Annotated in this window: 10 protein-coding genes; 3 read left to right on the plus strand and 7 right to left on the minus strand. The window is 49.1% G+C overall.

Features of this window, described 5'->3' with window-relative positions:
* Positions 1–17 precede the first annotated feature (17 nt).
* Together Pan54_RS20725 and Pan54_RS20730 are read right to left on the minus strand one after the other, a co-directional pair.
* Complete coding sequence (locus Pan54_RS20725; protein WP_146505295.1) at positions 18–1,085, minus strand: glycosyltransferase family 2 protein; 1,068 nt, start codon at positions 1,083–1,085, stop codon at positions 18–20.
* Positions 1,082–1,936, minus strand: coding sequence for a class I SAM-dependent methyltransferase (locus Pan54_RS20730; protein WP_146505296.1), 855 nt, complete (start codon positions 1,934–1,936; stop codon positions 1,082–1,084). Before Pan54_RS20730 ends, Pan54_RS20725 begins: the two co-directional genes overlap by 4 nt.
* 267 nt (positions 1,937–2,203) lie before the next feature.
* On the opposite strand from Pan54_RS20730, the gene Pan54_RS20735 reads away from it, so the two are divergent.
* Together Pan54_RS20735 and Pan54_RS20740 are read left to right on the plus strand one after the other, a co-directional pair.
* Positions 2,204–3,889, plus strand: a complete 1,686-nt coding sequence (locus tag Pan54_RS20735) for a hypothetical protein (RefSeq protein ID WP_146505297.1) — start codon at positions 2,204–2,206, stop codon at positions 3,887–3,889.
* Positions 3,890–4,097: 208 nt separating this feature from the next.
* The gene (locus Pan54_RS20740) at positions 4,098–4,988 is read left to right on the plus strand and encodes a sugar transferase (protein ID WP_146505298.1); all 891 of its coding nucleotides are present in this window, start codon (positions 4,098–4,100) and stop codon (positions 4,986–4,988) included.
* 251 nt (positions 4,989–5,239) lie between these two features.
* Here Pan54_RS20740 and Pan54_RS20745 read toward each other — a convergent pair whose 3' ends face one another.
* The 5 genes from Pan54_RS20745 to Pan54_RS20765 all read right to left on the minus strand — a co-directional run bounded on the left by Pan54_RS20745 (position 5,240) and on the right by Pan54_RS20765 (position 12,575).
* Positions 5,240–6,166, minus strand: coding sequence for a hypothetical protein (locus tag Pan54_RS20745; RefSeq protein WP_146505299.1), 927 nt, complete (start codon positions 6,164–6,166; stop codon positions 5,240–5,242).
* A complete protein-coding gene (locus Pan54_RS20750; protein ID WP_146505300.1) occupies positions 6,163–7,278 on the minus strand; it encodes an ABC transporter ATP-binding protein in 1,116 nt (371 codons plus the stop codon). The genes Pan54_RS20745 and Pan54_RS20750 overlap by 4 nt, the downstream gene beginning before the upstream one ends.
* A 239-nt stretch (positions 7,279–7,517) precedes the next feature.
* The gene (locus tag Pan54_RS20755; protein ID WP_146505301.1) at positions 7,518–9,548 is read right to left on the minus strand and encodes a hypothetical protein; all 2,031 of its coding nucleotides are present in this window, start codon (positions 9,546–9,548) and stop codon (positions 7,518–7,520) included.
* A gap of 63 nt (positions 9,549–9,611) precedes the next feature.
* On the minus strand, positions 9,612–10,652 hold the full coding sequence (locus Pan54_RS20760) for an AAA family ATPase (protein ID WP_242631389.1): 1,041 nt from the start codon (positions 10,650–10,652) through the stop codon (positions 9,612–9,614).
* Between the two features lie 531 nt (positions 10,653–11,183).
* Positions 11,184–12,575: a hypothetical protein gene (locus Pan54_RS20765; RefSeq protein WP_146505302.1), complete on the minus strand. Its 1,392-nt coding sequence runs from the start codon at positions 12,573–12,575 to the stop codon at positions 11,184–11,186.
* Positions 12,576–13,037: 462 nt separating this feature from the next.
* Here Pan54_RS20765 and Pan54_RS20770 point away from each other — a divergent pair, with 462 nt between their 5' ends.
* A complete protein-coding gene (locus Pan54_RS20770) occupies positions 13,038–15,773 on the plus strand; it encodes a zinc-dependent metalloprotease (protein WP_146505303.1) in 2,736 nt (911 codons plus the stop codon).
* Positions 15,774–16,406 lie beyond the last annotated feature (633 nt).

Genomic DNA, 16,406 nt, shown 5'->3' on the forward strand with positions numbered 1-16,406 from the left:
ACATGAGACCGGGCGAGTCATGACTGGCTCGGCTCGCCTTCAGGTGCGTGTTCCTGATTCTTTTGTAACCATTCCAAGAGTTGTGTTACTGGTATTGAATTCTGAACAGGATTCGCGACGGCAGTCGATGCTATCCTGTTTTGTTGAGCGATTTCATCAACAATATAATTGGGACGCGCCCGAACCTGGTCGTATATCCGTGCGGCATATTCACCGAGTATTGCGATGCCCAGCGAATTGATGGCCCCAAATAGCGAAACAACAATTGTGGTTGAGGTCCAGCCTGGGATTGCGTCGCCGGTAACCAATTTGTGATACAAAGCATAAGTAGCAAGTATCAGACAGACACAAAACGAGAGGCCGCCAATCGCGTAAAACATGGTCAGCGGGACATTCGAAAACGAGAACATCGCGGTTTTTGCCAGTCGAAATAATCCGAGCATGGAAACTCGTGGAACATCGTCATAACGGGCACAGCGTTCGACTTCAATACCCGTTTGCCGAAACCCGGCCCAACTGCGTAAGCCGGGGAAGTATCGATCCCGTTCTGGCAATGCATTGATGGTTTCGACAACTCGGCGATCCAGCAAACTGAAATTGCCGGCATCGACCGGAATCGGAACTGAGGAAATGGCATTGAGAATACGATAGAACGAATCGAACAGAAATCGCTTGCAGGCATGTTCTTTTCGCTTTGTCCGCACGGCGTAAACAATATCAAAGTCCTGCTGCCAGGCCGCCAGAAAATCGGTCAACGCATTAGGATCATCCTGCAAATCGGAGTCCATCAGAATGATCGCATCTCCCTGTGCAGCCATCATTCCGGCCTGCACAGCTGCCTGATGTCCGAAGTTGCGGGAGAATGAAACAATCCGTACAAAGTCGTGAACCAAGCTCAGACGTGATAGTTCCTGTGTGCTGCCATCAGTCGAGCCATCGTTTACGAACACGATTTCATATCGCCAATGTCCGGCATCCAGTGTTGAACTGATTCTCTCGACAAGTGTCGGCAATGCTTGAAGCTCGTTGTAAACGGGAAGCACGACAGAGATAAAAGCCGCAGAAGGTGTGCGATTCAGATTCATTGTTCTGCCTCTACTTCCCGAGGCAACTGTGGAAGCGGAGCGTTGACTCCACTGTTTGAGTCATGGCTTTTCTCAAAGACACCAGCCACAGAAAGTCCGCAGGGAACATTTAGAAACTGGTTGACTGCACGTTCGATTTGTGCACAGCCAATCAGCATTCGATTCGTAATGGCTGAGACACGAGGAAACTCGGCGGAGCGTTTGAGCGGACACATTTTCTGCCAGCTTCGCATGCCCAGAGCAGCAGGCAGGGTGAAGGAGTTCCAGTGAGTCAGCTTTATTGTTTTTAAACCGGCTGCCACCGTTTGCTGCTGAAGTCTGCGAGTTGTGTATCGACGATAATGACCAAGGGCTTCATCCCAATCGCCATACAACCATTGATAAGCGGGGACCGTTAGAAAGATTTTCCCGTCTGGTTTCAACGTTCGCACTGCATTTTGCAATACCTGAACGGGATTGGGAACATGCTCGATAACATCCAGTAAGACGATCGCATCTGCAGATTCCTCTGCAAACGGCCAGGGCTGTTCAAGATCGTGAACCTGCACCTGACTCAACCCGCGTTGGCGTCCATACTCAACCGCCTCCGGCATAATATCCAGGCCTGCCACTTCATAGCCGAGTTCCTGAAATGCCAGCAGGTTTCCAGCCGAGCCAATTCCGCCTTCGATAATAAAACCGGGAGGGGAAGAGTACTGCTGCAACCAGTTTGTCACCAAATCGCGTTTAGCGACGTGCCACCAGTAGGTTTGTTCGAGTTCGGAGAGTTCGTGCAGGTGAGCAACTTCCATGAGTCCGCCAATCCTCAATGATTCGGCTATCGATTTCTGTTGCAAAAACGCAACGTCCATCAAACGGATAGCTCATTGACGGGTAGGGGGCGAGAATATTTTCACGAGTACACAATACGCACAGGACATTCCGAACAATTCTAAGCAAGATGTCAGAAATACCGATTTTGACGGCGGTTTTTACAGGGTTTGATGTGCCTGAACTGATCAATCATTGGTGCAGATCTCTTCCAGGCAGATTTTTTTTGCTCGGAAGCACGCCTCATTTTTTGAGCTAACCTTGAATGTTGACTTAATGCAACATCATCCAATGTTCAAGGATTTGCTGTGAAGACTATCGCAAAATGTTATTCGACACACTGGGTTTCGGGATTCCTGCTGTTGGGACTCTTGATTCTTGGTGTGCCAATGATGCTGTGTATGCCTCTGACAGCAGATCCCTCGCTCTACGATCTGCAGGCTCAAACCGTTCTCGAAGGGGGTGTGCTGTATCGCGATATTGTTGAGCCGAATTTGCCGGGCATTGTCTGGGCTCATATTGCAATCCGCAGTCTGTTTGGCTGGTCTGAATATGCGCTGAAGGCTGTTGATCTTGTGATTGTAGGGAGCATCGTCTTTCTGCTGACGATGTGGTTTCGAAACCGAGAGAGTTCATTGAGAACTTCGATCTCCGATCGTCTTTTTCTGAGTGTGCTGCTGATCTGGTTTTACTTTGGGACGTCAGAGTGGTGTCACTGTCAACGTGATACGTGGATGTTTCTACCTGCGCTGCTCGGTCTGTATCTAAGAAGACGTCAGATTGAACGCATTGAATCGAAACAGGCAACCAATTTACAAATCCATTTCTGGGGAGTGCTCGAAGGGATCGTCTGGGCGATTGGTTTCTGGATCAAACCGTTTATTGCGATTCCGGCATTAGCAGCAATGGTTGTCGGGTGGTTACGCAAACCAGACGGCAGGAAATGTGGCGTCGATTTTGCAGGTGTGCTGTTCGGCGGATTGTTCATCGGTGGAATAGGGACAAGCTGGCTGGTCATGAGTGGCACATGGCCACATTTCTGGGAAATGGCGATTGAATGGAATCCGACCTATTTTGAAGTCGGCCGCGAACGCTGGACCTGGGATCGACTTTGGCGACAGCAGTTGCGATTTTATCCATTCAGTCTGGCTCATCTGATTGCCATTCCGGCTGCGGTCCTTAGTCTAATTCGCACTTCCGCTCGAAATCAGAGTCTCTCGCAGACGTTGCTTTCAGCGGTTTATCTGGGCTGGCTATTTCAGACGTTTTTCTTTCAGCATCTGTTCGATTACATCCACGTCCCGGAATTGATGCTTGCGATATTATTATCGACGAGAGCTGTCAGTCTGGGAATTCATCAGTTGGAACTTAAAGCGGAATTGCAAAACCAGACGGTGTTCTTCCGACCTGTCATCGCGACATGTTGCGTTTTGGTGGCGTTGGCATTTAGTCCCGCAACCCGTTGGCAGCGTGTGCAGCATTGGTCGCAATGTTTTCGCGAAGGCAGTTCTCCGGCTGTTAAAACCGGATTGCAGCATTTCCCATTACCGAACTGGAATGAATTGGAGCCCGCACTGGAATTTCTGCGTCAACAGAAGTTGAGGGATGGTGAGTTAACCGTTCACAATGTGTATTTGGTGCACGCCTACCGTGAACTGGAATTGAAACCTTCCACTCGATTTGTCTATCTGGATGTGCTGACACGAGTCTTTCGAGATCATCAAACCGAAATTGTCGAACGGCTCGATCGTTCTGGCCACAAATATATTTTAAGTAGTCTCCTCGAAAACGGACTGACGCTCGAACAGTGTCAGACCCCCGTGAAGAAATACCCACATCAGTTACCTCCCGATTTTCCGCAGGAGCATCTGGATGAATTTCCCTATCAACATCCTGTCGTTTTTCGGAGCGGTCAGTATGTCATTCATAAGGTGATCGGAACTGCAGCCCCTTTGAACCCGGAATTTTCACCACTGGCAGCAAATGTAAACTGATCAGTGATCTGAACAATGTCCATCGGTACCGGACTAATCCCTATATTCCATAGAGTCCACAATAAATTCGTAACTGACGCACCCCCTTAAAATTACGTCTGGTCTGTGCACCGAAGCACTCTGTAACGTTATTTCAGGGATAGAGTTGAACATCGATTAATATCAAACACGAATAGTTTCTATCCAAAATTCAGGTGAAATCAGGGCCATGAGCAGCATACCCGTTTTGAAGTCTACTCCTAAGGGACAAACAATTGTCCCGGTCTATCGAAGTGATGATCCATTGGCGGATCTTGTGGCTTACACTCATCAGTCTGAAGCGCTGGAAAGTATTGCTTCTATCGAAGCGGAATGGATCAGCCAGTTGCAACTGGACTTGCCGCGAGAGAACATTCATTGCATTTCGCTGAAGACGAGAATCGCGAAACGAACTCTCGATATCATCTTTGCATCGACGCTTTTGGTTTTACTATCCCCCGTCATGCTACTGACGGCAATCGCTGTGAAATTGACTTCACCTGGACCGGCGATTTTCAGTCAGAGGCGTGTTGGCTTGAATTTGCGAAAGAAGCATTCGGATCGACGGCAGGACGAGTCGGAACTTCCTGAACCCATTGATAGTTGCCGTCGCAAAAATCGAGATCGTCGTCAGGAATTCAAATACGGTCGTGAATTTACGCTCTATAAATTCCGAACCATGCGAACCGATGCGGAAAAGAATGGGGCTCAGTTTGCCCAGAAGAATGATCCTCGGGTGACCCCCATTGGGCGTATCATGAGAAAAACCCGGCTCGATGAATTGCCACAACTGTGGAATGTTCTCAAGGGGGAAATGTCGATGGTCGGACCACGACCGGAGCGACCGGAGTTCATTAAAAATCTATCACAGGAAATCCCCAACTATATTTATCGGCTCGGCTTAAAACCTGGTCTGACAGGATTGGCTCAGATAGAAAATGGATACGACAACAATCTGGAAAGCTTTGAACGCAAAGTCGCTTACGATTTGATGTATCTCCAGAACTGCTGTTTCTGGAACGATCTGAAAATTCTCTTCCGCACAATTCGTGTTGTGCTGACCGGCAGTGGCGCCCTGTAAAACCTATACTGTTTGATCATACAAGCACGAAACGCAAGCGAGTGAGCCTGTAGGTTGGGAGCAATCATCTTTCCTTCTCCTTGTGGAGCGGTAATCTTTCCTTCTCCTTGTGGAGAAGGTGGCCAAAGGCCGGATGAGGGGGGCCCAACGAGGTTCAAAATGGAATTCACACGATTTCCCCTTATTCACACTCTCTCCAGTGGGAGAGTAGATCAAAGCCGTCTCTCCCCGAGAGGGGGACCGTTTGGTCATCAGGTCTCATTCTCTCGAGGTGCAGCCATCGGAAATTCTCCAGGCGGCGAGGGAGGCCGAACCTGAAGGGCGTTGTATCGGGCGATGAACTTGGTCACGTTGCCTTTGTCATCGAGTTGCACCCGATACGGTTTGATGATCGGATCGACTAATTGAAAATGCTGTCGGGCGATTCCGGTTACGATCGCCAGAATGGGAGCGGTGAAGACGAGAAAGCAGACCAATCCGCCCAACAGCGAAATTGAATCGGATGAAAAGATGCCGGTTCCGATCAACAGATAAAGGACGCTCGTCAAAATCGTAAAGCAGATGACTTCGCCGACCATTGTTAGAAATAAACAGAACGCTCGCTTGATCGGACCGGACGCACAGGCTCCGAGCATCAGTCCCCAACACGCAACAATCGCTGTGAAGAAAACAGTGAATGCCAATCCGGCCACGAGATCGAGTAAGCCGACGCCGCCCAGCAGATAACTGAAACAAGCGAACGGGACGACTGCACAATAATAAATCCCGGCATGAGCCATTCCCATCCAGAAATAGCCATTGAGAATCTTGCTGGTATCGAGTGTCGTAATCGTCAGCACTTCAAGAGTGTTGTCGGAATGTTCCTCGGCTGCGGCTGCAAACAGCGTCATCGGGACAACAAAACAGAGAGGGAATGCGAGGATCGTGAAAAAGCATCTCGAAAACATCGGCCCCGATTCGGAATAACTGATCGAATCCTGGTATACAAGCACCAGATAAACCGCAGCTCCCCAGCAGCTGATCAGCAGCAACAGAAATGTAATCGAGAATGACCTGCTTTTGAGCATGCGTCTGAGTTCACGCACAAACATTGGATTCCAGCGATCCGGGAAATCCGCAAGGTTTTCTGCATCTCCGAAGCCCCGTTGAAACCACCGCCGGAGTGAGCCGGAACTCATTGGACAATGCCCTCGGTAATCGACATGAAGGCATCTTCCAGGGTTTCCGACTTGCCAGCAAACTCGGTCACCGCAAAACCCTGACCGATCATCCGCTTAAGTAAATCGGCTCGCTTAGCGTCATCGCCTGCGAATTCAAAAACAAGTCGATTCGCAGCCGGGGCAACATGCGTCACGAATGGTTGTTCCAGGAGCCACTTACGTAAATCATTGGAGCGCGACATTACTGCGACTGCCAGTGGAATGCCGGAAAGATCATCGGCGGCTCGTTTCGGGCGATGACGTTTGAGTTCTTCAATCGTGCCGTGAACGAGAATTGTTCCCGCTTCAATGATCGCAGCTGAGTCGCAGATCTCTCCCAGTTCGGTCAGAATGTGCGAACTGATGAGCACGGTTTTATTCATGTCGGCTGCGAGCAGATGAATCAGTTCGCGAAGTTCTACGCGAGCACGGGGATCGAGTCCGGCAGCCGGTTCATCGAGAATGAGAACTTCGGGATCGTGAATGAGGGTGCGTCCCAATCCCAGCCGTTGCGACATTCCCTTCGAAAGAGTCTTAATCGGCTTATCGGCCATTTTTCGAAGTTCGGTAAAGATTAGCACCCGCTCAACCGCCTCTTTACGATCTTCTCCTTTGAAACCATAAGCTCGGGCATAGAAGTCGAGATATTCAACCACATCCATATTCGTGTACTTGCCGAAACCATCCGGCATGAACCCTAGTTTTTTGCGAACTTTTTCGGGATCGTCGACGACAGAATGCCCGCACACGAACGCATCGCCTGCGGTGGGTAAATCGAGCGTGGCAATGATTCGCATCGTCGTCGTTTTGCCAGCACCGTTGGGACCAATAAAGCCCATCACCTGACCGGGATACGTCCGAAAGCTGACATTATTAACCGCTTTGAGCTTACCGAAGAATCGATGCAGATTACGGATCTCCAGTGTCGGCTCAGGCCGTTCGTCGACTGGGACAGAAGCCATCGTGGGATCCGGAATATCTTCCGGTGGTGTTTCCGCAACAATATTCGGCTCGCCAGTAGAAGATGAATCATCATCAGAAGGAAGGGCGGTCTCGTTATCGATATCAGATTGGGAAGCAGAATCAGTCATCAATTACTCATCGTCAGAGAAAACAAATCTGAAGCAGGATCATTCACTTCAACTACAGGTTACTGTTCGGTTTAAAACAATCAAATTTTTACCGCCAAAACGCCAGGAGAAACAAAGTGTTCGACAGGCATAGAAACTGAATTGAATAAAAGCCTTTGTGATTTATAAAATTCTTTATCGAAATACTCACTAAATTCCCTTGGAGCCTTAACGGTTCATCAACTTTATTCGGCCTGAATTTAAAAGAACCCAACCAGTGTATGTAGTGTTAATTGTGGTTTGGCGTTTTTTAATCCCAGATCCAGGTCTGGGTTATCATTCAGGATTGCAAAGTAAGAATTCGGTTGCAGTGTTCTGGTGAAGCGATCGGGAATTCGGAAATTGGACAGCAATTGTTCCTGCTGGCTCTTCTCATAGATGTCGACGTTTTCATTTTGATAATAGCCGTATGGAGAACCGGAGTAGACCACTTGTGCGGCCTGGCGTTCGGAAATTCCCTCGGGTAACCCCAGTCCCCGCTCGTCAAGCAAAGCTCTGATTTTGCCTTTATTGTCTGCATCGATTGGTTGTAGCTTCGTGACGGCTCCCGGCTGAATATTCTCACCAAACCAGACTTCCCCTTGACTATCGCGCAGAAGAACCATGCCAATGCCCCATTCGAGTCCATTCGAGAATTCTGCTGAGACTGAGGATTCCGGTTTGAAATCGATTCGTCCGCGTTGTTCTCGATTCGAGACCGTTAAAAACTGGGTTCGTGTTCTCGACTTCAACCATCCCGAGGTGAAATGCTGTGTGTCGCTCCAGTCGAGGCGTCCCGATTCAAATGCTCCATTGGAAGCCCAGATCGGATAAACTGCAGTGGAGGGTTCAAACATCAAACCTCCCGAAGGAGCCATTCCTGCATAATAAGCAACGCGGGAAATACTGACCGAATTGCCATGTTTCTGGTCTAATAAGGTCAAACTGCGGATCCGGGATTTAATGGAAAATCCGTGAGCGACCGTCGAGTAACCTATCAAGAGCAGACTGCTTCCCAGTGCCAGAACAGGAACTGTGACCAGTAACATGGAGAGTCGCTTCTTGCGGAGAAAGTATCCGTAGTTGAGCGGGCCGATAATCACCGTAAAAATTGTGATCAGTAGGAGAAACGAAACTACGGGAACGCGTCCTACGCTCGGAATCAAAAACTTGAGAAACGAGGGTGTCCCGGTTCGAGAACTGAAGCCGTGACGTTCCTGCCATGAAAGCGATTCTTTTCCCAGGCTGTTCATCAACCAGGTCCAGTGAGAAGCCGTTCCAGGAAACGGGTCTCCCTTGAAAGCCGCAACGGTTCCCAGTCCTAACGAGCGTGTCGAAAACGTCTCGGGAGAGACAGCCCAGACTTTACCGTCTGAGAGATCTTCGGGACCGATTATGCTGGAATCGCTCGGATCTGCGATGACCAGATGACTGAATTGACTTGTTGAGGTTGCCGACCAGTCCTTGCCTGCAAAACTGCGATTATTCCAATCCAGTGTGCGATTCAATAATTCTGATTCCCCGGGGGAATCCTCGACCTCAAAAATGATGAGTTTTCCACCCGTCTGAACCCACTGCAAAATCGCCTGACGAGATTCTGCACTCAGCTTGTTGGCAAAAGTGGGAAGCGAAACCGCGACGAGATCGACCGGAGTGTAAGCCAGCCAGGTTTCCGGGAGTTGGCCTGGATCGACGGTTTCTGTGTAATCACCACTGCTGCTACCGTGGCGATGGGAATGTCCTCCGTAGCCCGCATTCACCAAATGTGAGATGGCATGGTTATAAAACTGACCATCAACAATACTGTCGTTGATGATCAGCATGGAAGGACCATGATCGTTATTGTAAGAGATGTCGGACACATTGATGGACCGACTCATGTTTTTGAGATTTCGGGAATTCTCCTGAACGCTGAATGTCCCCGAACTTCCATGGTCAACCAGAGGAATCAACAATGTTGTGTTGAGTGTCTGATTTTGTTCGATGTCAATCTGCCGGGAGACGTCGGGCAGGGGTTGATAATTGGGATCGGCACGAAAGGCGAGTGTCAATCTGCGAGGCGGGCCGATGTTGCGAACGCGAACACGGACAGGATAGTAACCGCCATCCTTTCCACCAATCCATTTGGTGTTCACATCGACCACCAGATCCGATCCCGTCACCGTAAATTCCGTGCCAATTGCGAAACTGGTACTACAGGTGAACGCGACAACAAATGCCAGCAGCAGAGTTAAACGTATCAGATTCCACATGGAAGAAATCCACTGAGTTGAGAAGAAGAGATTGTCTGAAAAGTGATCAGCGGCGGCTACAAATTAAACGCGAACATCAGCCGGTATCTCTCGTCCGACTTCCGAAAGTGTCGCAACGAGTTCCCGTATGAGCGACTGATTATCCCACCCATCCATTCTTGCAGAATAGTCCAGAATAATACGGTGCGATAACACACTCGGAGCGACAAACTTGACTTCATCGAACCCAACATTCGGCTTGCCAGCGATTAATGCGGCAGCACGAGAAGTATTCGCCAGTGCAATCGCGGCTCGAGGAGAAGCCCCAAACCGTACAAATTGCTTGACGAATTCGGGTGAGTCTTCAAACCGTTGATGCGTTGCCGAGACGAGCCGGGCGATGTAATTGGCGACGGCTTCGGGGAGATGAACGCGATCCACTTTCTCGAATAGTGATTGAAGTTGGTCATGATCGACAACCGGTTCCAGCACAGGCGGTTCGCCATGTCTGCGTTTAGTGATGATCTGCTGGAGGGTTTCGGTGCCGATCCCTTCGACATTAATCTTAAACGCAAAACGATCGAGCTGAGCTTCCGGGAGAGGATATGTTCCTTCAAGTTCAATTGGGTTTTGTGTTGCCAGTACAAAGAACGGCAACGGCAGCTGATGCGTTTCGCCCATCACAGTGACGCGACGTTCCTGCATCGCTTCCAGTAACGCGGATTGCGTTTTCGGTGTCGCACGGTTGATTTCGTCGGCCAGCAGCAGGTTGGCGAAAATCGGTCCTTTATGAAAGACGAGCTTGCGACCGCCGCCCCCTTCCTGCTCTTCCAGAATCGGAGAGCCGACAATATCGCCGGGTAGCAAATCGGGAGTGAACTGCACACGGCGGAATGAGAGAGACATAAGTGCGGACAATGATTTGACCAACTCGGTTTTCCCCAGTCCCGGCAAACCTTCCAGCAGCAAATGCCCACGAGCCAGAATACATGTCGTCGTCAGCTTAAGCAGATCTTCCTGACCGAGAATCGCTCTGCCGAGCTGGCTGAGAAGTTTATCAATTACCTCGCGAGCCTGTGTTACTTCCTCTGGCGAAAGAAGTTCGCCCATTTGCGTATCCGTCATCCGCTTTATCTCCAGGAGGTCAATTTTGTATTTTTAGTCAAAATGATCTGGGGTGGTGGGGGCGCTCCGCGTTAGCGGAAGCCCCCGGAAGTCTTACGATTCGGGGGCTTCTCTTCGAGAGTGCCCCCGCCACCCGGGTATTCATAATGACTCGTGTTCTGTTCCAACTAATATTTAGGGTGGCACTGGCTTTGCCAGTGTATCGTCACTTCAGTTTTAGTCTCGACTTGCACTGGCGAAGCCAGTGGCACACAACCCGAATTTTAGTCGGAACAATCCACTAGACCATTTTCAAATGGTATCTGCAGTCGTATGGACATCAAAAGTCCTAAAAACGATGTATTTGCTCCTACTGAACGCTGCAGGTAATTTTTGAATATGCTCTAGAACGAATTCAATTTCAAATATTGTTAGTAGTTCTCAGTATATATTACGATTGTCAGCAAATCTCTTACGGCTGCGCCGCCCCGAAAGAATCTTTCGGGGCCACCCTTGCTATTTGTTGCTTACCTGCTGCTTGTCTCATTTAAATTAAAGGGCACTGTCTTCAGGAATCGCTTTAGTCGGTTTGTCGGTTTTGAAAAACTTCTGAACAACATCGCGATGTTTGGGATTCAATTTTCGATCCCAGGTGGCTCGTCCAGCTGAGGGATCGTTTTCTCTGACGGCCTGTCGAGGAGCGGTGTTTGAGGGATCGACTTCCGGTTCTTTGAATGTCAGGCCAAGAACTTCATCGTTCGGTTGATCGAGCGTGCCGGGGGGCAGGACGACTTCTTTGAACTTTGTGTTCTCAAGATCAGATTCTTTGCCCCACATCATCTCAGCATCGCCGCGACCGCGGGTAATTCCGCCGCGTCCCGGTTTATTACAATTGCCCTCTCCCGGTTTGTTGCAGGATCCATTTCCCTGACATAGCCCTTGGCATTCACTTCGTTTTTTTGCAAGACTTTCGCACTCGCTTTTCAGCATGTCTTTGAGGTCACTCAGCATTTTTTCACGAGCTTCCGCATCATTAGGCAAGCCCAGTTTTCCAGACTTAGCTGCATTCTCCAGTGCCTTCTTCAACGACTCGGACATGCCCGGACATTCTCCATTGCAGGCTTTGGAAGCGAGCGATTGCAGATTCTTTCCCAGAGCCGACTCAAGTTGTTCCAATTGCTCGGCGGAAAGCTCACCCTGATTGGCGAGCGAGGAGAGCAATTCCTCGACGGCAGCTGAAGCCGATTCGAGACCACGTTCATTCTTTTCCCAGCTCAACTGCATCTGCTGACGGAGCGAATCGGCTGTCTCCCATTGTTCGTGAGTCAAAGGCTGATTCTTCGTCTCTTCGATAAATTTTTCGAGTTCCTGCTTGAGTTCCTCTTTTTCTTCCTCTTCGAGAACCTCTTCCTCTTCGAGAGTCTTGAGCATCTCCTCTAATTCTTCATTCGTTTGTTGCGCGACTTTGCGAGGCGTCGCCATGACGGTTGAGAATTCACGAATGGGAACAAAGCAGGTGATGATCGCAAACAGACAGGGGACGGCAATCAGCGAGAAGAAACGTTTCGGACGGATCCGCGGCAAGGAATTCCGCCAGAGGTCTTCAATTTGAGGCAGTCGGGTCGACCATTGATCATCGGGTGCCTCCGAGAGTGTCATCAATAATCCGCCAGCCTGGAGTTTGCTATCCAACAGAGCTGTCGCTTCACTCATCGAAAATTTGCGTTTCTGGATTGTCATCCACGACCAGATCGGCACAATCAATAGAAGTGCGAATAGAGCCGGAGCGTAAGGCCAGAGAGCAGGGACGAAAAGTTTGGTCAACAAAATCAGACAGCCAATGACAATAAAAGCCATCGCCAGCCGATCGGCACAAATCCCCAGAAACTGTCCCCACTGTAAACGACGCCAGTGACGTTGAATCCATTGCTGCGAATTCGGCATGAGCCTGCTCCTCGATCAATTCGGCGAAATGACTGTCTCTCTGAATAGAGTAGACGTTCATTCTAACCAACTCGATCAAAGAAATCCGAGGGATTTCAGAGATTTTATGAGATCTGGGGAAAATCAGAATGATTCTAAATTCATGAGTTGAATCCATTTCTCGCCCCATTCACACTCGCTTCAATGAGAAAGTATGAAATGAATAGCCAGGCATTCAAAAAACAGGTCATTCCTGTTCACCTTGGTCGCTTCGTGGTGGCAAGAGTTTCCGTAGAATGCAAACAGCTTATTGATTTTGCCCAGTCGCGTTCCTATCTTTATAGCGGCTAGTCTGCCTAAGTGCTTAAAGGCAGATGCGTTGGCCAGAAAGGATTCGAGAGGTCGTCGTGGAATCGGCTTCGCTTACTTGTGACTGGAATTACGTTTCCCTTTCAAATTCAAGGGAATTCTACAGGAGCTATCATGCAAATGATTCGCAAAGAACGACACGGTCTGGCTTCGCTGGCTGGGTTGGGATTAGTGCTTACAGCGATGCTGGCTGGAATTGTGCCAACTGTCGAGGCAAAAGAGTATCCTGCCTGGGAAGAGGTGACCAAAGGGGCAACAACAATGCCCGGATTGTTTCCTCTGTATTACAACCAAAAAGACCAGCAGTTGTTCATTGAAATTTCGAAAGCGAATTACGACACCGAATTCATTCTGCCGATTTCGATTGCCAGTGGAGCCGGACGGATGTATCTGGGGGGCGATACCCTGAACTTCGGCGATCAGTGGCTGGTCTGTTTCCGCCGCAGCGCTGATCGCATTCATCTGGTGCGAAAGAATATCAAATTCAAAGCCAGTGCCGGATCACCGCAGGCCGATGCGGTTAAGACCTCTTACAACGACAGTATCATTCGGGCACTCCCGATTAAAAGTGAAAAGAGTGGTGGCTCTTCGGTCTTGATCGATGCTGCCGATCTGTTCATGGTCGATTTGGCTGGCATCGGTGTGAATCCCGATCGCTCTCGAAGCACGTGGTTCAAAGTGAAGGCTTATCCGGAGAATATCGAAATTCAGGTCGCGGCTGTTTTTACCTCCAGCCAGAAATATACGACCGTTTTCGGATCCGATTCAGCCGTCCCCGATCCTCGTGGAACGCAAATTGTGCTGCACTACAGCTTGTCGAAGCTTCCGAGCAATGGATACAAACCGCGACTGGCCGATGACCGCATCGGCTATTTCCTGAGTACCGTGAACGACTTTTCCAAAGATGTCGATGAGTCGGCCAAGGTACGATACATCAATCGTTGGAATCTGGAGAAGGAAAATCCGAGTTCGGAACTGTCTGCACCGAAGCAACCGATCATTTTCTGGATCGAAAAATCGGTCCCAAGAACTTATCGGCCTTATGTTCGTGAAGGGATTCTGGAATGGAATAAAGCCTTCGAGAAAGTCGGATTTATCGATGCGATTCAATGCCGCGATCAGCAGTCCAGCGATGATTTTGAGCCGGAAGATATTCGGTATAATACGTTCCGATGGATCACAACCGCTTCCAGCTTTGCAATGGGACCGAGCCGAACGAATCCCAAAACGGGACAGATTATTGATGCCGATATCGTCTTCGATGAAAGTATGGTTCGCTACCATCGCCAGGACTACGTGAAGAATGTCGGCATTCCACAGGGCCTTGAACTGCTCGCTCGCGGTGAACGCCAGGCCTTCATGAAACTGTTTGCTGCCGAAGTTCCTGAAATTGAAGGCAGACAGGCTGAATATGATGAGATGCTCAAGCTCTATAAAGAGTTAATCGCCGAGCATCCTGAGCATTCTTTGAATCAGCAATTCCCAAGACAACCGACCTGGGTTAATTCGACGGGCGGATGCAACTGCTGCATGATGGGACCGGGAATTCAGCGTCAACTGGGATTGATGTCGAGTGTGATGTCGATCAACGGACTGGCTCCTGGTGGAAAAGTACCTGAGGAGTTCATCGGCCAGGCAATTAAAGAAGTCGTGATGCACGAAATCGGTCACACGCTCGGTTTGCGTCATAACTTCAAAGCGAGCACGATGCTTTCGCTGGAGGAAATCAACAATCCGGAAATCACCCGTAAGAAGGGAATGATTGGCTCGGTGATGGATTATGCCCCTGCGAACTTCGCACTCGATCCCGCCAAGCAGGGCGATTATTTCACCACGACAATCGGCCCTTACGATTATTGGGCCATTGAATATGCATATAAGCCAATTTCCGGCAATGAAGAGGAGGAACTGAATAAGATAGCCAAAAAAGCTCCAGAGCATGATCTCATCTATGCGACCGATGAAGACATGGCTGGCAATCCCGATCCCCGCATCAATCTGTTCGACCTGGGAGATCCGCTTGATTACTCGGAACAGCGAATTGCGTTCATGAAAAAATCGATTGATGGCCTTGTCGATCGCGTTGTCGAAGAAGGCGATGGTTATCAACGGGCCCGTGAGACGTTCACGTTATTGCTCGGTGAGATTTCACAGGCAACCCAACTAGCCGCTCAGTATGTTGGCGGAGCTTACACTGCTCGCGATCATAAGGGGGATCCTGAAGAACGACCTGCGATGCAGCCGATTCCGCTGGAAAAACATGAGCAGGCTCTCGATTTGCTCAGCCGGGAAATTTTCTCTGATACCGCGTTTACTTTCTCCCCTGAGCTACTGCGAAAACTGGCTCCGGAGCATTTGACCGATGGCTATGAATCGACTCCGAACTATCTCTATCCCATTTATGACCGGGTTTTGAGCATTCAGCGAATGGCTCTGACATCGCTGCTGCATGAACAAACGCTTAAACGCGTTCAGGAAATTGAATTGCAGGCAGTTAAAGATCAAGAAGTTTTAACGCTGCCGGTTATTTTCGATTCTCTGACGACAGCCATCTGGTCGGAAGTACCGGCTGAGATCAATCCGAATGAGCCGATTGAGATTTCGACCATTCGACGAAATCTGCAACGGGCATATCTGACTCAGCTGTCTGGTATCGTTTTAGGGACTACCGCAGCTCCGGCTGACGCAAAGAGCCTGGCTCGATTGCACTTACAGGATCTGTTCGATCGACTCGATGGTCTAGAAGAGGCAAACGCCAAGCTTAGCCCTTATTCGAAAGCTCATCTGCGTGAAACCCGCGATCAGATCGCGAAAGTGCTTAACGCAGAAATCAGCAGTGCACGACCGTAGTTGATGAGTGCTCAGAAAATGAATAAAAAGTCACGCAAGCTCATTTTGAAGAGTTGCGTGACTTTTTTATGGTAACTTGTGAATTGCATCTCCGAATCATTCCGTTACAGAAGTGACGATTTAATCCGAATCATTCATATTTGAAAGTGGGTAGTGAAAGGATAGAAGCACGAAGCGCAAGCGAGTGTGACAATATTCAACGCATCGGTTTTGTTTTTTGAAGTTACGCATCTTCTACAAAGCAATACTGAAAACCAGAAAAAGAAATCTTTAGTCGTGTCACGATACACAAAGCTGTGGCAAATATTGATGCTAATGGATCTTCCAATTAGTAATTAGGGTGGCACTGGCATTGCCAGTGTATCGTAACTTTAGTGATAGTCTCGATTTGCACTGGCGAAGCCAGTGGCGCACTAACCGAAGGTTTTAGCGGAACAATCCATTAGCCCATTTTCCAATGGTATCTGCAGTCGCATGGACACCAAATGTCCTAAAAACGCTGTGTTTGCTCCTGCTGAACACTGCAGGTAATTATTGAATATGTTCTAGAAAAAAGGATTAGGAATACAGGTGAACAAAAAAAGGCCACGCAATCTCATATAGAGAGTTGCATGGCCTTAATATTGATCAATT

Source organism: Rubinisphaera italica (genome assembly GCF_007859715.1).
In the GTDB taxonomy this organism is placed as follows: domain Bacteria; phylum Planctomycetota; class Planctomycetia; order Planctomycetales; family Planctomycetaceae; genus Rubinisphaera; species Rubinisphaera italica.

Excerpts from the sequence above, each read along its gene's own strand:
- Pan54_RS20745 (WP_146505299.1), bottom strand. The coding sequence starts at position 6,166 with ATGAGTTCCGGCTCACTCCGGCGGTGGTTTCAACGGGGCTTCGGAGAT.
- Pan54_RS20750 (WP_146505300.1), bottom strand. The coding sequence starts at position 7,278 with ATGACTGATTCTGCTTCCCAATCTGATATCGATAACGAGACCGCCCTT.
- Pan54_RS20755 (WP_146505301.1), bottom strand. The coding sequence starts at position 9,548 with ATGTGGAATCTGATACGTTTAACTCTGCTGCTGGCATTTGTTGTCGCG.
- Pan54_RS20765 (WP_146505302.1), bottom strand. The coding sequence starts at position 12,575 with ATGCCGAATTCGCAGCAATGGATTCAACGTCACTGGCGTCGTTTACAG.
- Pan54_RS20760 (WP_242631389.1), bottom strand. The coding sequence starts at position 10,652 with ATGACGGATACGCAAATGGGCGAACTTCTTTCGCCAGAGGAAGTAACA.
- Pan54_RS20730 (WP_146505296.1), bottom strand. The coding sequence starts at position 1,936 with ATGGACGTTGCGTTTTTGCAACAGAAATCGATAGCCGAATCATTGAGG.
- Pan54_RS20740 (WP_146505298.1), top strand. The coding sequence starts at position 4,098 with ATGAGCAGCATACCCGTTTTGAAGTCTACTCCTAAGGGACAAACAATT.
- Pan54_RS20725 (WP_146505295.1), bottom strand. The coding sequence starts at position 1,085 with ATGAATCTGAATCGCACACCTTCTGCGGCTTTTATCTCTGTCGTGCTT.
- Pan54_RS20770 (WP_146505303.1), top strand. The coding sequence starts at position 13,038 with ATGCAAATGATTCGCAAAGAACGACACGGTCTGGCTTCGCTGGCTGGG.